The 18,691-nt window shown below is 67.8% G+C and carries 17 protein-coding genes; 15 read left to right on the plus strand and 2 right to left on the minus strand.

Going from position 1 to position 18,691, the window contains the following annotated elements; genetic code table 11:
* Positions 1 to 204 precede the first annotated feature (204 nt).
* From H7F38_RS14185 to H7F38_RS14230, 10 genes are all read left to right on the plus strand, one after another.
* Positions 205 to 1,653 carry a sugar ABC transporter substrate-binding protein gene (locus H7F38_RS14185; protein ID WP_187090483.1) on the plus strand — a complete coding sequence of 483 codons (1,449 nt, stop codon included), beginning with the start codon at positions 205 to 207 and terminating at the stop codon, positions 1,651 to 1,653.
* 11 nt (positions 1,654 to 1,664) lie between these two features.
* Complete coding sequence (locus H7F38_RS14190) at positions 1,665 to 2,633, plus strand: carbohydrate ABC transporter permease (protein ID WP_222618070.1); 969 nt, start codon at positions 1,665 to 1,667, stop codon at positions 2,631 to 2,633.
* A complete protein-coding gene (locus H7F38_RS14195) occupies positions 2,633 to 3,529 on the plus strand; it encodes a carbohydrate ABC transporter permease (RefSeq protein WP_222618071.1) in 897 nt (298 codons plus the stop codon). The genes H7F38_RS14190 and H7F38_RS14195 overlap by 1 nt, the downstream gene beginning before the upstream one ends.
* Positions 3,526 to 4,605 (plus strand): D-2-hydroxyacid dehydrogenase, encoded by a 1,080-nt coding sequence (locus H7F38_RS14200; RefSeq protein ID WP_187090484.1) that lies wholly within the window; start codon positions 3,526 to 3,528, stop codon positions 4,603 to 4,605. Before H7F38_RS14195 ends, H7F38_RS14200 begins: the two co-directional genes overlap by 4 nt.
* A 9-nt stretch (positions 4,606 to 4,614) precedes the next feature.
* Positions 4,615 to 5,364: a DeoR/GlpR family DNA-binding transcription regulator gene (locus tag H7F38_RS14205; protein WP_187090485.1), complete on the plus strand. Its 750-nt coding sequence runs from the start codon at positions 4,615 to 4,617 to the stop codon at positions 5,362 to 5,364.
* A gap of 100 nt (positions 5,365 to 5,464) precedes the next feature.
* Entirely contained in the window at positions 5,465 to 5,779 is a 315-nt protein-coding gene (locus tag H7F38_RS14210; RefSeq protein WP_187090486.1) for a hypothetical protein, read from the plus strand.
* Positions 5,776 to 6,459 (plus strand): polysaccharide deacetylase family protein, encoded by a 684-nt coding sequence (locus tag H7F38_RS14215; RefSeq protein WP_187090487.1) that lies wholly within the window; start codon positions 5,776 to 5,778, stop codon positions 6,457 to 6,459. The genes H7F38_RS14210 and H7F38_RS14215 overlap by 4 nt, the downstream gene beginning before the upstream one ends.
* An 87-nt stretch (positions 6,460 to 6,546) precedes the next feature.
* Positions 6,547 to 7,920: a hypothetical protein gene (locus tag H7F38_RS14220; protein ID WP_187090488.1), complete on the plus strand. Its 1,374-nt coding sequence runs from the start codon at positions 6,547 to 6,549 to the stop codon at positions 7,918 to 7,920.
* Positions 7,917 to 9,668, plus strand: coding sequence for an IlvD/Edd family dehydratase (locus H7F38_RS14225; RefSeq protein WP_187090489.1), 1,752 nt, complete (start codon positions 7,917 to 7,919; stop codon positions 9,666 to 9,668). Before H7F38_RS14220 ends, H7F38_RS14225 begins: the two co-directional genes overlap by 4 nt.
* 13 nt (positions 9,669 to 9,681) lie before the next feature.
* Positions 9,682 to 10,203, plus strand: coding sequence for a hypothetical protein (locus tag H7F38_RS14230; protein WP_187090490.1), 522 nt, complete (start codon positions 9,682 to 9,684; stop codon positions 10,201 to 10,203).
* 51 nt (positions 10,204 to 10,254) lie between these two features.
* Here the strand turns inward: H7F38_RS14230 and H7F38_RS14235 are convergent, their stop codons facing one another.
* On the minus strand, positions 10,255 to 11,748 hold the full coding sequence (locus H7F38_RS14235; protein ID WP_187090491.1) for a YcaO-like family protein: 1,494 nt from the start codon (positions 11,746 to 11,748) through the stop codon (positions 10,255 to 10,257).
* A gap of 368 nt (positions 11,749 to 12,116) precedes the next feature.
* Here H7F38_RS14235 and H7F38_RS14240 point away from each other — a divergent pair, with 368 nt between their 5' ends.
* The 5 genes from H7F38_RS14240 (at position 12,117) to H7F38_RS26060 (ending at position 17,342) form a co-directional block, all read left to right on the plus strand.
* Complete coding sequence (locus H7F38_RS14240; RefSeq protein ID WP_187090492.1) at positions 12,117 to 14,267, plus strand: alkaline phosphatase family protein; 2,151 nt, start codon at positions 12,117 to 12,119, stop codon at positions 14,265 to 14,267.
* Positions 14,264 to 14,866, plus strand: coding sequence for a hypothetical protein (locus H7F38_RS14245; RefSeq protein WP_187090493.1), 603 nt, complete (start codon positions 14,264 to 14,266; stop codon positions 14,864 to 14,866). Before H7F38_RS14240 ends, H7F38_RS14245 begins: the two co-directional genes overlap by 4 nt.
* A gap of 102 nt (positions 14,867 to 14,968) precedes the next feature.
* Positions 14,969 to 16,138 (plus strand): Na+/H+ antiporter NhaA, encoded by a 1,170-nt coding sequence (nhaA, locus tag H7F38_RS14250; protein ID WP_187090494.1) that lies wholly within the window; start codon positions 14,969 to 14,971, stop codon positions 16,136 to 16,138.
* A gap of 18 nt (positions 16,139 to 16,156) precedes the next feature.
* Positions 16,157 to 17,128 (plus strand): IS1595 family transposase, encoded by a 972-nt coding sequence (locus tag H7F38_RS14255; RefSeq protein WP_187090495.1) that lies wholly within the window; start codon positions 16,157 to 16,159, stop codon positions 17,126 to 17,128.
* A 79-nt stretch (positions 17,129 to 17,207) separates the two neighbouring features.
* Entirely contained in the window at positions 17,208 to 17,342 is a 135-nt protein-coding gene (locus H7F38_RS26060) for a hypothetical protein (RefSeq protein ID WP_255497980.1), read from the plus strand.
* 40 nt (positions 17,343 to 17,382) lie between these two features.
* On the opposite strand, the gene H7F38_RS14265 is transcribed toward H7F38_RS26060, so the two are convergent.
* Positions 17,383 to 18,540: a HoxN/HupN/NixA family nickel/cobalt transporter gene (locus H7F38_RS14265; protein WP_187090496.1), complete on the minus strand. Its 1,158-nt coding sequence runs from the start codon at positions 18,538 to 18,540 to the stop codon at positions 17,383 to 17,385.
* Positions 18,541 to 18,691 lie beyond the last annotated feature (151 nt).

Here is an 18,691-nt window from a genome sequence, read left to right on the forward strand (position 1 = left end):
ATGCCGTGCGACAAGACGTGCGAGAAGACGTGCGAGGTAGACGATGCGAGGTAGACCCTAGGGCCGCCAACGGGCGGGGTCAATCAAAGTCAGTCAGTTTTGTTTCCAAATGGTCAAATGACTGCTCACTCTTGACTCGTTCTCGTCCGGGTGTTTGGCTTACCCACACGTTGGCCCCCGACTCGCTCCCGAGCAGGAGATCTCATGGAGTTAAACCGCCGCAACTTTCTGGTCGGATCGGTCGGTGCCGCGACGATGCTCGGCCTGACCGCTTGTTCCTCGGTGCATTCCAATTCGGCCGGTACCTCGTCGGCGGTCGGATCCTCGTCGTCGGCGGCATCCTCGGCCGCGACCTCGGCGGCCGGGCCCGCTGCCGGTTCGTCCCCGGCCAGCTCGGCAGCCGGTGTCTCGCCGGTCGGGTCCACCCCGGCCCCATCGAGTCGAGCGCCGGTCAAGGGCGAGATCAGTTTCTCGTTCTGGGGCGGAAGTACGGGCGAGACAGCCGGTTTCAACTACGTGAAGCAGAAGTTCGAGGCAGCGAACCCCGGGACCACGGTGAACCTGAAGATCGTTCCCTACGACGGGTTCTTCGCCGGTATCGACCGGGGTATCCAGGCCGGTAACGCTCCCGACGTCTTCCGGGTCGACTACACGACGATCGGCAAATACAGCGCCAAAGGCGTGTTGCTCGACGTCAGCCCCTATTTCGACAGTGCCGAGATCGCCGCCTTCCTGCCCGCCCTGTGGGAGGGCATCAAGTACAACGGCGTGCCCTATGGAGTGCCGCACCAGACGGACACCACGTGCATCGTGTATAGCAAGTCCGCCTTCGCCACCGCGGGGATCACGTCCGTTCCGACGACGCTGGCCGGTGCGTGGTCCTGGGAGGAGTTCTCCGCGGTGGCCACCAAGTTGCGAGCTTCGTTGCCGGACAGGAAGTTCCCCTTCGCCTACGACTGGACGCAGGCCGGCGCCTTCCGCTGGCTGTCCTGGCTCTACCAGGCCGGCGGCACGCTGCTCACCCCCGATCTGAAGAAGGTCGCGCTGCCGTCGGCCGCAGCCACCACGGCGATGGACTACACGAAGAGTTTCTTCACCAACAAGTGGGTGCCCGACAGCGCGACGATCAAGACGAGCCAGTATTCCGATAACTTCTTCCTGTCCCAGATCGTCCCGATGTCGTTCGTCGGTGACTTCCTGGTGCCCGAGCTGGCCGACCCGAAGGCGGGCTACAAGGGGGAGTGGGGCGCCACCTTCATGCCCCAGAACAAGGCCGCGGCATCAGATCTCGGCGGGAACGCCATCGTGGCCCGCAAGGACACCAAGAATCCGGAACTCGCTGCGGCCTTCCTCAAGTTCGTCGTGAGCGAGGACATGATGAAGTACTTCTGCGAGCAGGCCATCGAACTGCCCACGCTCAAGACCCTGGCGAGCGCGAACCTGAACTACGTCTCGCGCCCCGACGTGGTGAAGATCTGCGCGCAGCAGGCGGCCACCATCTCCGACACGATCGTGAAGGAGTCGACCGTCGGGAGTTTCTCCAGCATCAACACCGTGCTGCAGGACCAGCTGGAACTGGCTTTCCACGGGAAGTCCAGCGCGGACACGATCTCGGCGATCGCCTCCGGCGTCAGCAAAGCCCTCGGGTCCTAGCAGGCATCGGCGTGGCATCCGTACGAGGCGATCTGGCCGCCCGGGCGCCCAGCGACATGGGGCCGGGGGGACCGTCCCCGGTCTCCGGGATCAAGGCCGTGCGCAGCCGGCGCACGACGTTGGCGGCGTGGTCGTTCCTGATCCCCAACCTGATCCTGGTCGGCGTCTTCCTGCTGCTCCCGCTGGCGCTGGCGCTGGTGATCAGCTTCCAGAAACGCGAATCCCTCGGTTCGCCGGAGTTCCTGGGGTTCAACAACTACCTGGACCTGTTCCGGGATTCGGTGTTCTGGGAGACGCTCTGGAACACGGTGCTGTTCACCGTCTGCACGGTGCCGGTGGGCATGGTCCTCGGGCTGGGCATCGCCTCACTGCTGAACGGAGTACTGCCGGGCCGCACGCTTTACCGTTCGATCATCTTTCTCCCGCTGGTGATCTCGGGCGTGGCCACCGGCGTCCTTGGGTCCTGGATGTTCGACCAGTACAACGGTTTCGTCAACAACCTGCTCGGGGTGTTCGGCCTGGCCGGTCCGAACTGGCAGTCCAGCGGCGGCTGGGCGATGTTCTCCGTCATCCTGATGACGCTCTGGCAGCGGGTCGGCTTCGACATGCTGATCTACCTGGCCGGTCTGCAGGGCGTGGGGCAGGACGTACTGGAGGCGGCGTCCATCGACGGTGCCACAGGGTGGCAGAAGTTCCGGCGGGTGACGGTCCCGCTGCTGGGACCCTCGACGTTCTTCCTGCTGATCATGAATCTGATCTACTCCTTCCAGATCTTCGACACCGTCTTCGCCATGACGGCCGGTGGCCCCGATTTCTCCACGACGATGCTGGTCACCTACGCCTACCGGACCGGATTCGACGAGCACGGTCCGGGTGAACTCGGCTACGCCGCCACCATCGGTGTGGTGATCTACCTGATCACCCTGCTGATCACCGTGATCCAGTGGCGGGGCAGCAGAAATCGGGATCAGGTCGGCTGATGGCCCTCATGATCTCGCCCCCCGGGGTCGTCGGGCTGGATGCCGGCGCCCGGCGCAAGGCAATCCGGCGCAGCCGGCGCGGCCGCTTCTTCTGGCTCCGCCTGGCAGCGGCCGTCGTCATCACGTTGATCATGTTCTTCCCGATCTACTGGATGCTGGTGACGGCGTTCTCCACGCGGGAGGACCTCTACCTGCCGGGTCTTCACCTGTGGCCGGCGCATTTCACCCTCGACAACTTCCGGACGCCGTTCAACGACTTCCCGATCTGGAGCTGGTTCCGGAATTCCGCCGTGATCACCCTTCTGACGACGGGGATCACGGTGGTCGTCAACCTGTTGGCGGGCTATGCGTTCGCCAAGATCCCGTTCCGCGGACGCAACGCGCTGTTCCTGTTGTTGTTGTCCACCATGATGATTCCGGTGCAGGCGATCATGGTGCCGCAGTTCACGCTGTCCATCGATCTGGGCCTGTTCGGCAACATCTGGTCGGTGATCCTGCCCGAGAGCGCGGCCGTCTTCGGGATCTTCCTGGCCCGGCAGTTCTTCCTGGCGATCCCCGACGAGTTGGTGGAGGCGGCGAGGGTGGACGGCTGTGGCCAGTTCCGCACCTTCTTCTCCATCGTGATGCCCCTGTGCAAGCCCCTGGTGGCCGTCCTGGTGCTGCTCGCCTTCATGAACGAGTGGAACGCCCTGGCCTGGCCGCTGATCGCGTTGTTCTCGAATCAGGAACTGTTCACCCTGCCGCTGGGCATCGTCACCGACCTGAAGGGTCAGTACACCTCGGACTACGGGGCGATCATGGCCATCAATCTCCTGGCCATCCTGCCGATGGTCATCTTGTTCGTCTCCTTCCAGCGGTACTTCGTCCAGGGTCTGGCCAGGTCGGGCATCAAATGACGGCGTCGGTCCACTACCTCAGCACCTTGGCGTTCGACGAGGAATTCCTCGACCGGCTCCGTGCCGTTTCCCCCCTGCTGACCGTCGAGCAGATCACCGCCGGATCGCCGGAGGACATCCCCCCGCAGGTGTGGGCGCAGGTCGACATCCTGCACACCTCCTCGGTATTCCCGTCGGCCAGATGCGCCCCCGCGCTCCGTTGGATCCAGCTCGACTCGTCCGGCGCCGACCACCTCCGCGGGCAGCCGATCTGGGACAGCGACATCTCGATCACCACCCTCGGCGGGGTCGGGCCGGTCTCGATGGCCGAGTACGTGACGTTCTCGGTACTGGCGCTGGCCCATCGTCTTCCCGCTCTGGTCGAGACCCGGAACGCCCGGCTCTGGCCGGATCCAGGGCCAGGTGCCCAGCGGTTCACCCCGGCTCCGGTGCGCGGGACGACGATGGTGATCCTCGGGTACGGCAGGATCGGGCAGGAGATCGCCAGGCTCACGGCGCCGTTCGGGATCCGGGTGATCGGCGTGTCCCGCGGGGGTGTCCAGGACACATCCCAGGAGTTGCTGCGCTACGACGGCCGGCGGGTGGCCGCCCGGCCCGCAGCGCCGCGTCATCGCACGGTCGATTCCTCGGCTCCGGTCGTCGCGACGGTGGACCAGGTGGCGCTGGTCGCCGCCGATCGCCTGGACGAGGTACTGGGCCTGGCGGACTGGCTGGTGGTCGTGGTGCCGCACACCCCGGACACACACCGGATGCTGGACGCCCGTCGGCTCGGCCGAGTCAAACCGGGTGCGATGTTGATCAACGTGTCCAGGGGCGGGGTGGTGGACGAGTCGGCACTGCTGGGCGCGCTGCGGTCGGGCCGGATCGCCGGGGCCGCGCTGGACGTGTTCGAGTCCGAACCGCTCCCCGCCACCTCGCCCTGGTGGACCGAACCGGGCGTCCTGCTGACCCCGCACGTCGGCGGGCTGACCGCGGACTACGGCGCGCACGTCGAGCAGATCGTGACGGGGAACCTGGAGCGTTTCCTCGCCGGCGGAACCCTGCTGAACGTCGTGGACCGCGGACGGGGGTACTAGATGCTGGAGGTGGATCGCCAGAAGATGATGCTGCACCACCTGCGCGTCAACGGGTCCGGCAACGTCGCGGATCTCGCCGAGGCGCTCGGGGTGAGTCCCTCCACCGTGCGGCGCGACCTTGCCGACCTGTCCGATCGACGGCTGCTCACCAGGGTGCGCGGCGGGGCCAGCCTGTCCGGGGTGCAGACCGAGCCCACCCGCTCGAGGCGGGCGATCTCCCACGAGCCGGAGAAGCGCCGGATCGGGGCGGCCGCGGCGGACCGCGTCGCGGACGGCTCCACCCTGCTGATCAGCGGCGGTACCACCACCGAGGCCATGGTGCCCTTTCTCGCCGACAAGGACCGACTCACGGTGCTGACCAACGCCCTGAACATCGCGAACCGGCTCAGCCTCTATCCGGCCATCACGGTGGTCGTGCTGGGCGGGATCCTGCGGCACGAGGAGATGTCCCTGCTGGGACCGATCGCGGAGCGGACGCTGGCGGAATTCCACGTGGACACGGCGTTCTACAGCGCGTTCGGGATCGATGCCCGGCACGGGCTCTACGGAGCGCACGCGCTCGAGGCCTCCACCGATCGATCGTTGCTGGCCAGCGCGACATCCCTGACGGTGCTGGCCGATCACACCAAGTTCGGCCAGCGCGGGCCGGTGCGCCTCGCCCCACCCGGCGTCATCGACTGCCTGATCACCGATGCCTCCGCAGACACCCCGACGTTGACGGCCCTGCGGGCGCAGGGCGTGGAGATCGTCACCTGCTGACCCACCCGACCGTCGAACACGAGCCGGTGCCGACGGCTCGTCACCGCAAGAGACTCGTCACCGCAAGTGGCTCGTCACTTCAAGAGAACAGGGGCAGGACATGGCGCACCCGAGTGAGGCACTGGATGCGGTGCAGGCGAGGAACACCCTGCGGGAGGCGCAGGATCGGGCCCTGCATCGGGAGGGCATCCCGATGTTCGCCGTCCTGGTCGACGAGCGGGGCTCGGGAGGGATCCCGCAGGTGACGGCGGAGGCGACCGACCGTGGGGCCGAGCGCACCGCTGCCGTGCTGGCCCGGGTCCAGCAGTACCGGACAGCATTGGCCCCGACCCGTCGCGACAGCGACATGGGCGTGCTGATCAGCGTTCTCGCTGTGGCCGCTTACGAGGACTTCGATCGCAGCGTGACCAGATGAGTGACCTGACCTGGCCGGCACACCGGGATGCGTTCGCCGCCGGCCGCTACCTGCGGCTGGTCAACTACCACAACACACCCGCGTCCGGACGTCTTGCCCTGCACCGCGAACTTTCCGCCTACCGCGAGGCCTTCGTCGGCATCGACCTGGCCGAACTGGACCATTTCTACGCCACCGGCACCTGGACCAGCCAGGAGCCGGGATTCCTGCCGGTCTTCTACGAGGGGTACCGGAACAGCTACGACGTCGCCGGCCAGGTCTGCGACGAACTGGGCATCACCGGCTGGTTCGCCGTCTGCACGGGTTTCGTGGACTGCCCGGTGGCCGAGCAGGAACTGTTCGCCCGCTCGCACTGGATCGGGCTCGTCGACGAGGAGATGCACGGCGAGCGGATCGCGATGACCTGGGACGAGATCGCCGAGTTGTCGACGCGACACGTGGTGTACCCGCACACGGCCTCGCACGACGGTATCGCCGACGTCGTCAGCGACGAGGATCTGGACCGCGAGATCGCCGAGCCCAAGAGGAGGATGGACGCGGTGACCGGGCAGTCGGCGCCGGCGTTCGTCTGGTTGCACGGTTCGCCGTGGGGGGCCAGCCCGCGTCATGATGCTGCCATCGTCGCGGCCGGGTACCGCTACCTGTTCAGCAACACGATGATCCACCGGATCGCCGACTAGTCCGGCGCTGGTGCGGCCCGATGCGGGTCGCGGACCCGCAGACCGCCGGAACGGCGGTCCACCCCGAAATCGAGAGGAAGTGAGCAGATGAGTGCCGTCGGCCGTCAGACGCTGGTGTTGATCGGTGCCGGGAGTGCGGTGTTCACCCGCGGCCTGCTGGCCGATCTGATCTGCGCCACCGACCTCGGGGACTGGGACATCCATCTGGTGGACATCGCCGAGGAACCGCTCGCCACGGCCGTCGGACTGGCCCGGAAGATGGTCGGGGCCAGGGGCGCGGACCCGCACATCTCGGTCAGCGGGAGCACCGACCGGCGGGCCGTCCTGCCCGGAGCCGACTTCGTCATCACCTGCGTCGGAGTCGGCGGCCGGCCGGCCTGGCAGACCGATCACCGGGTCTGCATGGAGCACGGGATCTTCCAGCCGGTCGGGGACTCGGTGATGCCCGGCGGTATCTCCAGGTTGCTGCGGACGACGCCGGTGCTGGTCGAGATCGCCGTGGACGTCGCCGAACTCGCGCCCGACGCGTTCTTCTTCAACTACAGCAACCCGATGACGGCCAACGTCATGGCGATGAGCCGGTACGCCGGCCTGCACCAGGTGGTCGGTTTGTGTCACGGAGTGCATCACGTGCAGCGCCATCTGGCCGCCTACCTCGGTGAACCGCTGGAGGAGACGTCCACCCTGTACGCCGGCATCAATCATCTGACCTTCCTCTACGACTTCCGGGTGCGTGGGCGCGACGCCTGGCCCCGCATCCGCGCGAAGGTCGCAGGTGATCTGGCCGGGCCGATGGACCCGGCGATGATCGGGGACATCTTCAACGAGAACACCAATGCCTGGCAGAACCCGTTCTCCTGGGAGATCTTCGCCAGGTACGGCGCCTTTCCGGCCGCCGAGGACCGGCACGTCACCGAGTTCTTCCCCGAGCGATGGCCAGGAGGCGCCTACTACGGCAAGACCCTGGGCGTCGACGCCTTCTCGGTGCCGGAGATCCTCGCCTGGGGCGAGGACCGCTACCAGGGGATGCGTCGGCAGGCGGAGGGGACCGTACCGCTGGACGGAGCGGCCTTCGAGCAGTCCGGCGGCGAGCAGGAGCAGTTGATCGGAATCATCCGCTCGGTGCTCGGCGATCAGCGGAAGATGTTCTCCTGCAACGTGATCAACAATGGTCTGATCCCGAACCTGCCGTCGGACGCGGCCGTCGAGATCCCCGGTGTCGCGACCGCACGCGGAATCAGGGGCATTGCGGTGCCCGATCTGGGACCCGCGCTGACGGCGGTGCTGCAGCGCCGGCTGACCCCGGTGTACCTGTCGATCGAGGCCGCGATGAACGGAGACCGCGGGATGGTGGTGGAGGCGATCCTCGCCGACGGTGCGGTGTCGGACCCGGCGGCCGCGGCCTCGTTGGCCGACGACCTGATCGCCGCCCAGATCCAGCACCTGCCGCGGTTCCGGTGAGTGCGCCGGAGGCCGACGGGCAGCAGACCCGGGCGCCGCTGCGCAGTGCCTCCTGGTTCGCCGCGGAGGGCAAGACCGGCATCATGTCCCGATCGTGGCTGCGGTCCGAGGGTCTGCCAGACGACAGCTTCACCGGACGGCCGGTGATCGGCATCGCCAACAGCTGGTCGGAGCTGACGCCCTGCAACGTGCACCTCCGCGAACTGGCCGAACACGTCAAGCGCGGGATCTGGCAGGCCGGCGGGGTGCCGTTCGAATTCCCGACCACCTCGGCCGGTGAGCCGCTCGTCCGGCCCACCGCCATGGTGCTGCGCAACCTGATCTCGATGGACCTGGAAGAGACGTTGCGCGGCAATCCGCTCGATGCGGTCGTGCTGCTGGCCGGCTGCGACAAGACCACTCCGGCCTACCTGATGGGAGCCGCGAGCGTCGACCTGCCGACCCTGCTGATCACCGGCGGCCCGATGCTGAACGGCAAGTACCGGGGGAGCGACATCGGCTCCGGAACCTCGATCTGGCGGCTGACCGAGTCCTACCGGGCCGGTGAGATCTCCCAGGACAAGCTCTTCGAGGCGGAGGGCTGCATGGCCAGGAGCCGTGGTCACTGCATGACCATGGGGACGGCTTCGACGATGGCGCTCCTCGGCGAGATCCTGGGGATGCAACTCCCGGGAAGTGCCGAACTCCCGGCCGATGACGCCCGCCGCCGGACGATGGCGCATCTGGCCGGCCGGCGGATCGTGGAGATGGTCGGCGAGGGACTGACACCGTCGAAGATCCTGACCCGGCGCGCCTTCGAGAACGCGATCCGGCTCAACGCCGCCATCGGCGGGTCGACGAACGCCGTCGTCCATCTGCTGGCCTTGGCCGGTCGGGTGGAGGTGCCGTTGGAGCTCGCGGAGTTCGACACCCTGGTGCGGGACATCCCGACCCTGGTCGATCTGATGCCCTCGGGTCGATTCCTGATGGAGGACTTCGCCTACGCCGGCGGTCTGGGCGCGCTGGTCGCCGAACTGGGCGATCTGCTGGACCAGGGCACGCTGACCGTGAGTGGTCGGAGCATCGGCGAGAACTACGCCAAGGCAAAGTGTTTCAACGACCAGGTGATCAGATCCATGGGCAATCCGGTGAAGCCGGCCGGCTCCGGCATCGCCGTGCTGACCGGCAACCTGGCACCGGGCGGCGCCGTGATCAAGCAGTCGGCGGCATCCGAGGACCTACTGCACCACCGCGGGCGGGCGGTGGTCTTCGACCGACTAGAGGACTACCTGGCCGTGGCCGACGACGACGACCTCGACATCGAGGCCGACGACATCCTGGTCATCCGCTACGCCGGCCCCCGCGGATATCCGGGCATGCCCGAGATCGCCAATGTGGCCCTGCCGAAGAAGCTGCTCGAGCGCGGCGTCCGCGACATGGTGCGGATCTCCGACGCCCGGATGAGCGGGACCTCCTACGGCACCGTCATCCTGCACGTGGCGCCGGAGGCGGCGGTCGGCGGACCTCTCGCGCTCCTGCGGACGGGTGATGTCATCGTGGTCGACGTGGTGGGACGCACGTTGAACATGCTGGTCGACGACGGGGAACTGGCCGTCCGGCGGGCGGACTGGACGGCCCCGGAGGTGCCCAGCGCAGCCCGCGGTTACATGAAGCTGTTCGTCGAGCACGTCCAGGGCGCCGATCTCGGCGCCGACTTCGACTTCCTGCGTGGACGTCAACCGCCGGAGGTACCCCGTCGCGGCTTCTGAGGACGGTCCCCGGATGCTGATCGTCGGCGCCACCGGCGTCCTGCTTCCTGCCGTGCACACCTACCTGGGCCGGGGCGCCACGGTGGTGGCGGTGGCCAGGAATCGGGCTCGACTGACCGGGTTGGCCCTGGCGGGCGGCGAGCGTCTGCTCCCGGTGTCCCTGGACGTCTTCGAGCCTGCTGCCGTGGACGCGGCACTCGCGTCCGCGCCGCTCCGTGACGGGGTCGACGCCGCCGTCCTCTACGTGGCCGGAACCGACGACGATGCCGAGAACGATGCCGTCGCCCGGCTTTCGCAGGTGGTCCGCGGCACGACCCTGCGCATCCTCACCAGCCGCTGGCTACCGCCCCCCACGGCGGAGCCGTCGTCCGGACGCTGGCCCCGGGTCGCAGACCGGTGGCACCTGCTGCTCGGCCACTCGTCCGTACCCGGTGCGGACGGCGGCTTCTGGCATACCCCGCAGCAGATTTCGGCGGCCGCGGTGGCCGCCCTGGCCGGCGGTCGTGACGCCGTGCTCGGGCGCGAAAGACCCTGAGGTGGGAGGGATTCCGGCCACTGACGCGGCCGAGCGCGGACCTGTCCGCCGTTAGCGGGCGGGCACCGCCAACCGCGCCGGCGCGTGCCGACGCGGCTCCCGGTACAGCGGATAGAGCCTCCCGACCGCCTTGTCGACCTCGTCCCGATCCAGCCACGCGGGAGCACCGATCCGGGCGGCGGCCGCATCGGTCAGCCGAACGGGAAGCCGGCTGGGCCGATCGGGCCGGCCCAACCCGACCAGCGGACTTCGACGGTCCAGCAGGCGCTGCAGCACCCGTCCGCCGATGCGCAGATAGGACATCGTTTCGACCTCCAGTCCGGGGACGATGACCTTCGCCGCGAAGATGTCGCCGAGCCGGCCGGCCACCGTCAGGACGTCGAAATCGGAGAGCCGCTGGAGCATGGTGGCCAGCAGAGCCGCGGGTGTGGCAGACCGGTCACCCGCCGGGGATGGGAGTTCCGACACCCTCAGCCGTCGTTCCTCGTGTCCGAGCATGGCCTCGGCCAGCTCGCGTTGCGCGTCCGCGGACATCTCCGACCACTCCTGCATCGTCCGCAGGGCGCGGGGCTCCTGGCTCCCCACGGGCAGTGTCATCTCCAGATCGGCGTAGTCCGGCAGCAGTCGCCGCACCTGATCGAAGTCGCCGAATGCGAAGGCCCGCCGGGCCCTGGACGAGGCGAACTCCAGCAGCGCCGACGAGATGGCGCTCTGCAGATCCGGATGGCCGGCCTCGCCGATCGCAGTCGGGGCCAGCAGTGCCGGGCGGTCGTCCCGGTCACGGCCCATCGCGTAGACGACGTAGGCGAATTCCGTGGACGCCAGCTTGACGATCGGTTCGATGCCCACGGCGCGGAATGCCGCGATGGAGGCGAGTGCGGTGGGGTCGGTGATCGAGTCCAGTTCGATCACCTGCCCCTGGTCCATGGCCCGGAAGGACACCGTGTCGCCATCGCGTTGCACCAGCTCCAGGAGGGCATGCCCGACGGCTCGTTCCACGGTGTCACCTGCCCCCAGTCCGTTGGTGATCGGAGTGATCAGCGGAGCCGGAAGCCCTTCCGTCAGCCCGGACGGGTCGTTCGCCACGAACTCCAGCGGCACCATGACCTGCTCGCCGGACCTCCACCGGACCGCCGGAACCCAGGCGATCGGCCGATCGGGGTGGTAGTCCGACCCGGCGGGGAGCGTCAGGGTGAGGGGATCGGCGACTCCGCCGGCACCGCATTCGGCGGACAGCTCGCGGTAGGTGGCCACCCGTACGGCCAGAGACCGGAGTTCCGCCGCGGTGACCACCCGCTCGGCGACCTCGCCGAGGGCGCCGACCGAGGCCTGCGTCCAGGTCGGCCCGTACCCGACACCGTGCGCCTCCACGAACCCATCCGGATGGCCGGTCCACACCGCGGCAGCGACCGGAACGCCGGTCCGGTCGAAGCCGTCCAGCCGCCATTCGCCGACGTCGCCGACGGAATTCAGGGCGCGACGGTAGGCCTCCAGCACATCGGGGGACACCTCTGGGGCCGGGTGCACATCCACGGGGGGCGTCATCCATCTCCTCCGAACACTCTCGCGGGCAGGCCACGTCCCGGGCCGGCCACTTCGTCCGGCGCGGGCCACTGCGTCCGGCGCAGGCCGCTGCGCACTGGGGAGGTACCCGGGATCCGGACCGGTCATGCGTCGGGCACGGCCGATACCCCCGCTGGTACCCCGTCCGGACGGCCCGTTCTTTACTACTTGATGGCTTTCGCCAGGTTGCACCGCCGGAATGCCCGAAATGGGGGATGCCGGGCGATCGTTCACCTAGAAATCACCTGGGATTCTCCGTGTCGATGTTCACTTCCAGGGACTTTCACAGCAAGCTGCTCGATCGGACCGGTCAACAGTCGGTCCACAGGTCGGAGCTCGGGAGATCATTGATGAGGTTCGGAACCATCCGCGGACATCGCGGCAAGTTGCTGGCGGTGACGGCGGCAGCGGTGCTCGCCGCCTCACTGTTCGGGGTGTCGTCCTCCAGCGCGGCCTCGGCCGCCCCGAAGACGGACGCCACCCAGGTCGAGAGGACCATCACCAGCACCGGGCTGAAGAGTGGTCAGGTCAAACACGTCTGGCTGATCATCCTGGAGAACAAGTCCTATGACGCCACCTTCACCGGCCTGAACCAGAACAGCTATCTGTGGAAGACGCTGCCGAGCCAGGGCGTGCTGCTGAAGAACTACTACGGCACCGGACATTTCAGCCAGGACAACTACGTGTCGCTGGTGTCCGGCCAGGCCACGCAGCAGGACACCCAGTCCGACTGCAGTGTCGAGAATTTCGACTTCGGTAGCAACGCGAGCATCGTGACCAAGCGCAACAAGAACTACGGCCAGGTCGCCTCCCTGGCCAACGCGGCCCAGCCCAGCGGCGCCAACGCCCCGAACGGGACCAACGGCTGCACCTACCCGACGGACGCGCCCACCCTGTTCAACCAGCTCGATGCAGTGGGCAGGACCTGGAAGGGGTACGCCCAGGACATCGGCAACCAGCCGGGACGCGAGGACGCCAGCTGCGCCGGTCCGGGGACGGCGAAGAACAACCCGACCACCAACCCGACCTTCATGAGCGCGAGCCTCGCGCACCCGTTCCCGACCGGTGTCACCAGCTTCACCGGGGCCCAGGCCAACGATCAGTACGTGGCCAAGCACTTCCCGTTCCCGTGGTTCCACAGCCTGACCGGGACCGCCACCGCCACCGGCACCCAGCCGGGTCTGACCACGCCGGTACAGGGTGGAAGCGACTGCGACGCCGCACACATCGCCAATCTGGACAGTTCCACCGGCGGCCTGTTCCACGATCTGCAGAAGTCCTCGACCACGCCGGCCTTCAGCTGGATCACGCCGAACAACTGCAGCGACGCCCACGACGCCATCTGCAAGGGAAACAACCTCTCCGGTTCGTTCACCGCGGCCGGCGCCCCGATCTACCAGCCCGGAACGCCGAATCCGGAGTCCGTCGCGCCGAAGAACTACACCGGTGGCCTGTACGCCTCCGACCTGTTCCTGCAGTACTACGTCCCGATGATCGAGAAGTCCCCGGCCTTCAAGGACGGCGGCCTGATCGACATCACCTTCGACGAGGGCAACCCGCCCTTCACCTACTCGGGCAACAGCTTCAACAACGCGAACGCCTACGCACCGACGGCCGGCGACCAGCCGAACGCCACCGCCGGCATCGCTGCCGACGGCGCCGCCGAGAACCTCTTCGGCAAGAACGTCCACTACGAGCCCACCGGCCCCAACACGCCGCTGGCCAGGGACAGTCTCGGGAACCAGCTGTACCCGGGACCGGGTGACAACGGGTTCATCAACCGGCCGCCGGTCTGCACCCAGTCCACGCCGACGCTGGTACCGGCCAACTGCGTGCCGGGGATCGTCCGGGGAGGATCGGGCAACTCGCCCGGCGTCCGCAACGACACCGTCGCGGCGCCGGCGTCCTCCACCTACGTCCTGGACAGCTCGATCCTGGCCGACGACACCGGCCGGGCCGTCGTCGATTCCGTCGACAAGACAGGACCCGGTGGCACCAGCCCGATCCCGGCCGACACGTTCGTCGGTACGGTCAGCGACACCGGACCCCAGTTGGCTGCCTCGCCCACCGGTTCGGTGATCGACGGCTCGTTCCAGTTGGTCGATCACGCCGGGAACGCGGTGACGCCGACGGGTGCGGTCAGCTCGATCTCGCTGAGCGCCGAAGGTGCACCGGGCTACCTGGCGCCCGGTCAGACCGCTGATCCGCTCTACGACGCGCGTGACGCCACCCCGGGCGGAGGCGACACGGGCAGCGTGCTGATCAGCCCGCTGATCAAGCCCGGTACCACCAGCAGCACCTTCTACAACCACTACAGCTGGCTGCGGACGATGGAGGACATCTTCGGCGTCAGCCACGGGAATGCCTACTCCACACTGCCGGCCGGCACCGTGTCCGGAGGCCTGGACCGCAAGGGTCATCTGGGCTACGCCGCCCAGCCCGGTCTGGCTCCGTTCGGCCCGGACGTGTTCAACAACGCCGGCTACCGCGGGCACTCTTGATCCACGCGAGCGGTGCCGGGCGTTTCGCCCGGCACCGCACGCGCTGTGCGGCAGTCGTTCTCGGACTGACCGTGGTGCTCTCGGGCTGTTCCACTGCGGCCGGTGCCGGTGCCGGTGCCGGTGCCGGGGCCGACTCGACCTATGGCGCGCTGCCGACCTTCCTGCCGACCGCCTCCCTGAAGCCGGACGGCGTGCTGACCGGGACGGCGGAACGTCCGGCGCTGACCATCGAGGGCGATGCCGTCCGGGTCAGGACGAGCAGGGGAACGGTGCTGGCCACCGTCGCGGGGCCGGAGGTACCGGGGCAGGGCCTTCCCTACCAGGGGCCCTCGACCACCTGCACCTGGACCGTCAGCCTGAGCGCTGCGAGCGCGCGGATCCCGTTGTCGGTCGACGACTTCAGCTCGACCGACCACCTCGGCACCATCTACCACCCGACCGTGGTGGCCGGTAGCCGGCCGCCGCCGACGGTTCTGGCCCCTGGTCAGACCGTCACCTTCCGTCTGCGCGCGGTGATGCGCACCGGTGAGGGGCTGATGCGCTGGGCCCCGGAACGTCAGGTGCTGGCTGCCTGGGACTTCGTGGTCGAGACCGACTGAGGGCAACTGCGGTAGGGTCGTCGTGGATGCGCCGGGAAGTCTGGTCGGCAGCGGATCGTCCGACCCCGGATGTCCGTGCCGCATCGAGCTTCTGGAGTCCCGATGGCATCAGCGCATCCGCCCCGCGATCCACGCCCCGATCCACCACGCGACCCGCCGCGGGTCCTCGGTCGGGGCACCTGGCCCGAAGCCAGCCGGATCGCCGAGATCCTCCGCAAGGAAACGGTGGGCGGTGCGCTGCTCCTGCTGGCCACCGTCATCGCTCTGGTCTGGGCCAACTCCGGGTGGTCGGGCGCCTACCAGGCACTGCGGGACACCACGTTCGGGATCCAGTCACTGCATCTGCGGCTGAGCCTCGGGCAATGGGCCGCCGACGGACTGCTGGCGATCTTCTTCTTCGTGGCGGGTCTGGAACTCAAACGCGAATTCGTGGCCGGCGATCTGCGGGACCCCCGCCGGGCGGCCATCCCGGTCGTCGCCGCCGTGTGCGGGGTGACCGTACCCGCCCTGATCTTCACCCTGCTCAACCTCGGCGGGGGAGCAGCCCTGCGCGGGTGGGCGATTCCCACTGCGACCGACATCGCTTTCGCGCTGGCGGTTCTCGCCGTCGTCAGCACCCACCTGCCGTCTGGGCTCCGGACCTTTCTGCTGACCCTGGCGGTAGTGGACGATCTGCTGGCGATCGTCATCATCGCGATCTTCTACACTACTTTTCTCTCGATCGTCCCGCTGCTGCTGGCAGCGATCCCGCTGGCGCTGTTCGCCCTCGCCGTGCAGAAACGGGTCAGGGCCTGGTCGGTGCTGATGCCGCTGGCGCTGGCGACGTGGGCCCTGGTGCATGCGTCCGGGATCCACGCCACGGTGGCCGGGGTACTGCTGGCCTTCATGGTTCCGGTGCTGCCCGGCGCCCGGAACGGCGGACCCGATGCAGGCCCGGGCCTGGCGGAGCACTTCGAGCACCGGTTGCGCCCGGTGTCGTCAGGGTTCGCGGTGCCGGTCTTCGCCTTCTTCGCGGCGGGTGTTACGGTGGAGGGACTGCGCGGCCTGGCCGGGTCGATGGCGGACCGGGTCACCATCGGCATCGTGGTGGCTCTGGTGGCGGGCAAGATGATCGGGGTCTTGGGCTCGACGTTCCTGATGTCCAGATTCACCAGTGCCGAGCTCGACGACGAACTCTCCTGGACCGATGTACTGGGCGTGGCCATGCTCGCCGGCGTCGGCTTCACCGTGTCCCTGCTGATCGGGGAACTGGCGTACTGGGTAGCTGCTTGAGTCAAGTAGTATTTGGCCTTGTCAGAGCCAGTGTGTGCCTACCCGGTCGGTGGTGTCGATTACCCCCGGACCTTTCAGGAGTTGCTGGAGTGGTTCCCGGATGACTCGTCGTGTCTGGCGTATCTGGAGCGTCTGCGGTGGCCCCAGGGGTTTGTGTGTCCGGTGTGCGGGGCGCCCGGCGGTTGGCGTACGGCGAAGGCGAAATGGATGTGCACCAGGTGTGGCCGGCAGACGTCGGTGACCGCCGGCACGATCTTCCACCGGCTCCGGACGCCGCTGTCGACGTGGTTCGCGGCGATCTGGTTCATCACCTCGCAGAAGAACGGGATGTCCGCGCAAGGTCTGCAGCGGGTGCTGGGTTTCGGATCCTACGAAACAGCGTGGGCGTGGCTGCAGAAGCTACGCCGGGCGATGGTCCGCCCCGAGCGGGAGTTGCTCTCCGGTGTGGTGGAGTTAGATGAAGTGTTCATCGGCAACGAGTCTCGCGGCCGCGCAGGCGGCGTGAAGGACCACACCGCGGCGATGATCGCAGTGGAATCGATCCCCGGCCGCAAGCTGGGCAGGGTCCGCATCGAGCTGGCCGAGACAGCCCGATCGGTCAGCATGCTCGGCTTCGCCGACCGCGTCATCGCCAAAGGATCAACGGTCAGAACCGATGACGCCAACTACCTGAAGAAGCTGACCGCGGCCGGCTACGAGCACGTCGCGTTCGTCGGGACCGACAGCGCCGAGCCCGCCCACATCAACCTCCCCGGCGTCCACATGGTCGCCTCGCTGCTCAAACGCTGGCTGACCGGCACCCTGCATTACGCGGTCTCCCAGGAGCACCTGGCCTACTACCTGGACGAATACACATTCCGGTTCAACCGACGCACCTCGAAGAGTCGCGGGCTTTTGTTCTACCGACTGTTGCAGCAGGCCGTGAACACAGACCCACACCCGCTCGCTGAACTGCGCAATCCTGTTGCAGCAGTGGACGTCCCGTTCTGAACTTTACTCAAGCAGCTACCCAGTACTGGCGTTCGGCCCCGACACCCCCCAGGACGATCACGTCAAGGTCGGTGTGCTGGTGGGCTCGCTCGTGTCCGCCCTGCTGGCCGCGGTGGTGCTGCGGTCCAGGAACAGGACCTACCGGCGGATCTGCGAGGCCGAGGCCCGCGACGACGACCACGACGGGATACCGGACCTGTACCGCCCCAGATGACCTACCGCTATGACCTACCGCTGGGAGCTACCGCTGTGACCTACCGCGGCGACTGGCCGGGGGTCAGGCCGGCCGGCTGCGGCCCGTGCAGTTTGGCCGTCCAGCGTTCCTCGACGCGTCCGACCCGCCAGTAGGCGGCCGAGCCGAGGAAGACGAGGACGAAGAGTCCGACGATGATGTATCCGACAGAGTTCAGGGACAGATCGTTGATCCAGGTCGTCACCGGATCGGTCCAGCGCAGCTTCTCGTGCAGGAGCGTCAGGATCTCGACGCCACCGATGATGAGGGCGACGGCGACCGACAGACCGGTCGTCGTCAGGTTGTAGTACACCTTGCGCACCGGCCGGATGAACGCCCACTCGTAGGCGGCGTGCATGAACGCACCATCGAGGGTGTCGAACAGGCTCATGCCGGCCGCGAACAGGATCGGCAGCACCAGGACCGCGTACCAGGGAAGCCCGGTGGCCGCGCCCGCCCCGGCGATCACCAACAGGGAGATCTCCGTCGCGGTGTCGAAGCCGAGTCCGAAGAGCACGCCCACCGGGTACATCTGACCCGGGCGGGTGATCCGCCGCATGATCGGACGCAGCAATCTGGTGAAGAACCCGCGCGAATTGAGCGCCCTCTCCAGAGCCTCCTCGTCCATGTTGCCCGCCCTGGCCTCCCGCCAGACCCTCATGATGCCGGCCAGAGCGATCAGGTTGATGACGCCGATCAGGATCAGGAACAGCCCGGACACTGCGGTCCCGATGACGCCCAGAGCCTGGTGGGCCGTCGAGTCCTGCGACACCAGGGTGGTCGCGACCTTCGCGCCGACGGCCAGCAGCAGGGCCATCACGAAGACGATCGTGGAGTGGCCGAGCGAGAAGTAGAGACCGACGGTGCTCGCCTTCCGCTTCTCCCCGACGAGCTTGCGCGTCGTGTTGTCGATGGCCGCGATGTGATCGGCGTCGAAGGCGTGCCGCACACCGAGCACGTAGGCGGTGATCGCCAGGCCGATGCCGAACACCTTGCCGCCCACCTGGTAGTGGCCGGGAATGACGATGACGAAGAGGGTGACGAAGGCCAGTACGTGCAGGCCCAGGACCACGGCCAGGGCGTTGCGCGCTCCGCGGATCACCTGCAGGGGCCGGATGCGGGCGGCCGCATTCGTCGCCGCCGGACCGTGTGTGCCGTGGTCTCCGACCGGAACCGACATGGATCCTCCTGTGCGTCCTGGACATCGCGCCGCGGATGGACCGCGGACGGCGGCGGCATGGCTGTCCTTTTCCCGCCGGTGGCCCAATGTATGCCGGGAATGAGTCATCGGAACAGATGCGCAGATGAACCATCGGAAAATTGTTGGCGTG

The organism is Nakamurella sp. PAMC28650, from assembly GCF_014303395.1.
Lineage (GTDB): Bacteria > Actinomycetota > Actinomycetes > Mycobacteriales > Nakamurellaceae > Nakamurella.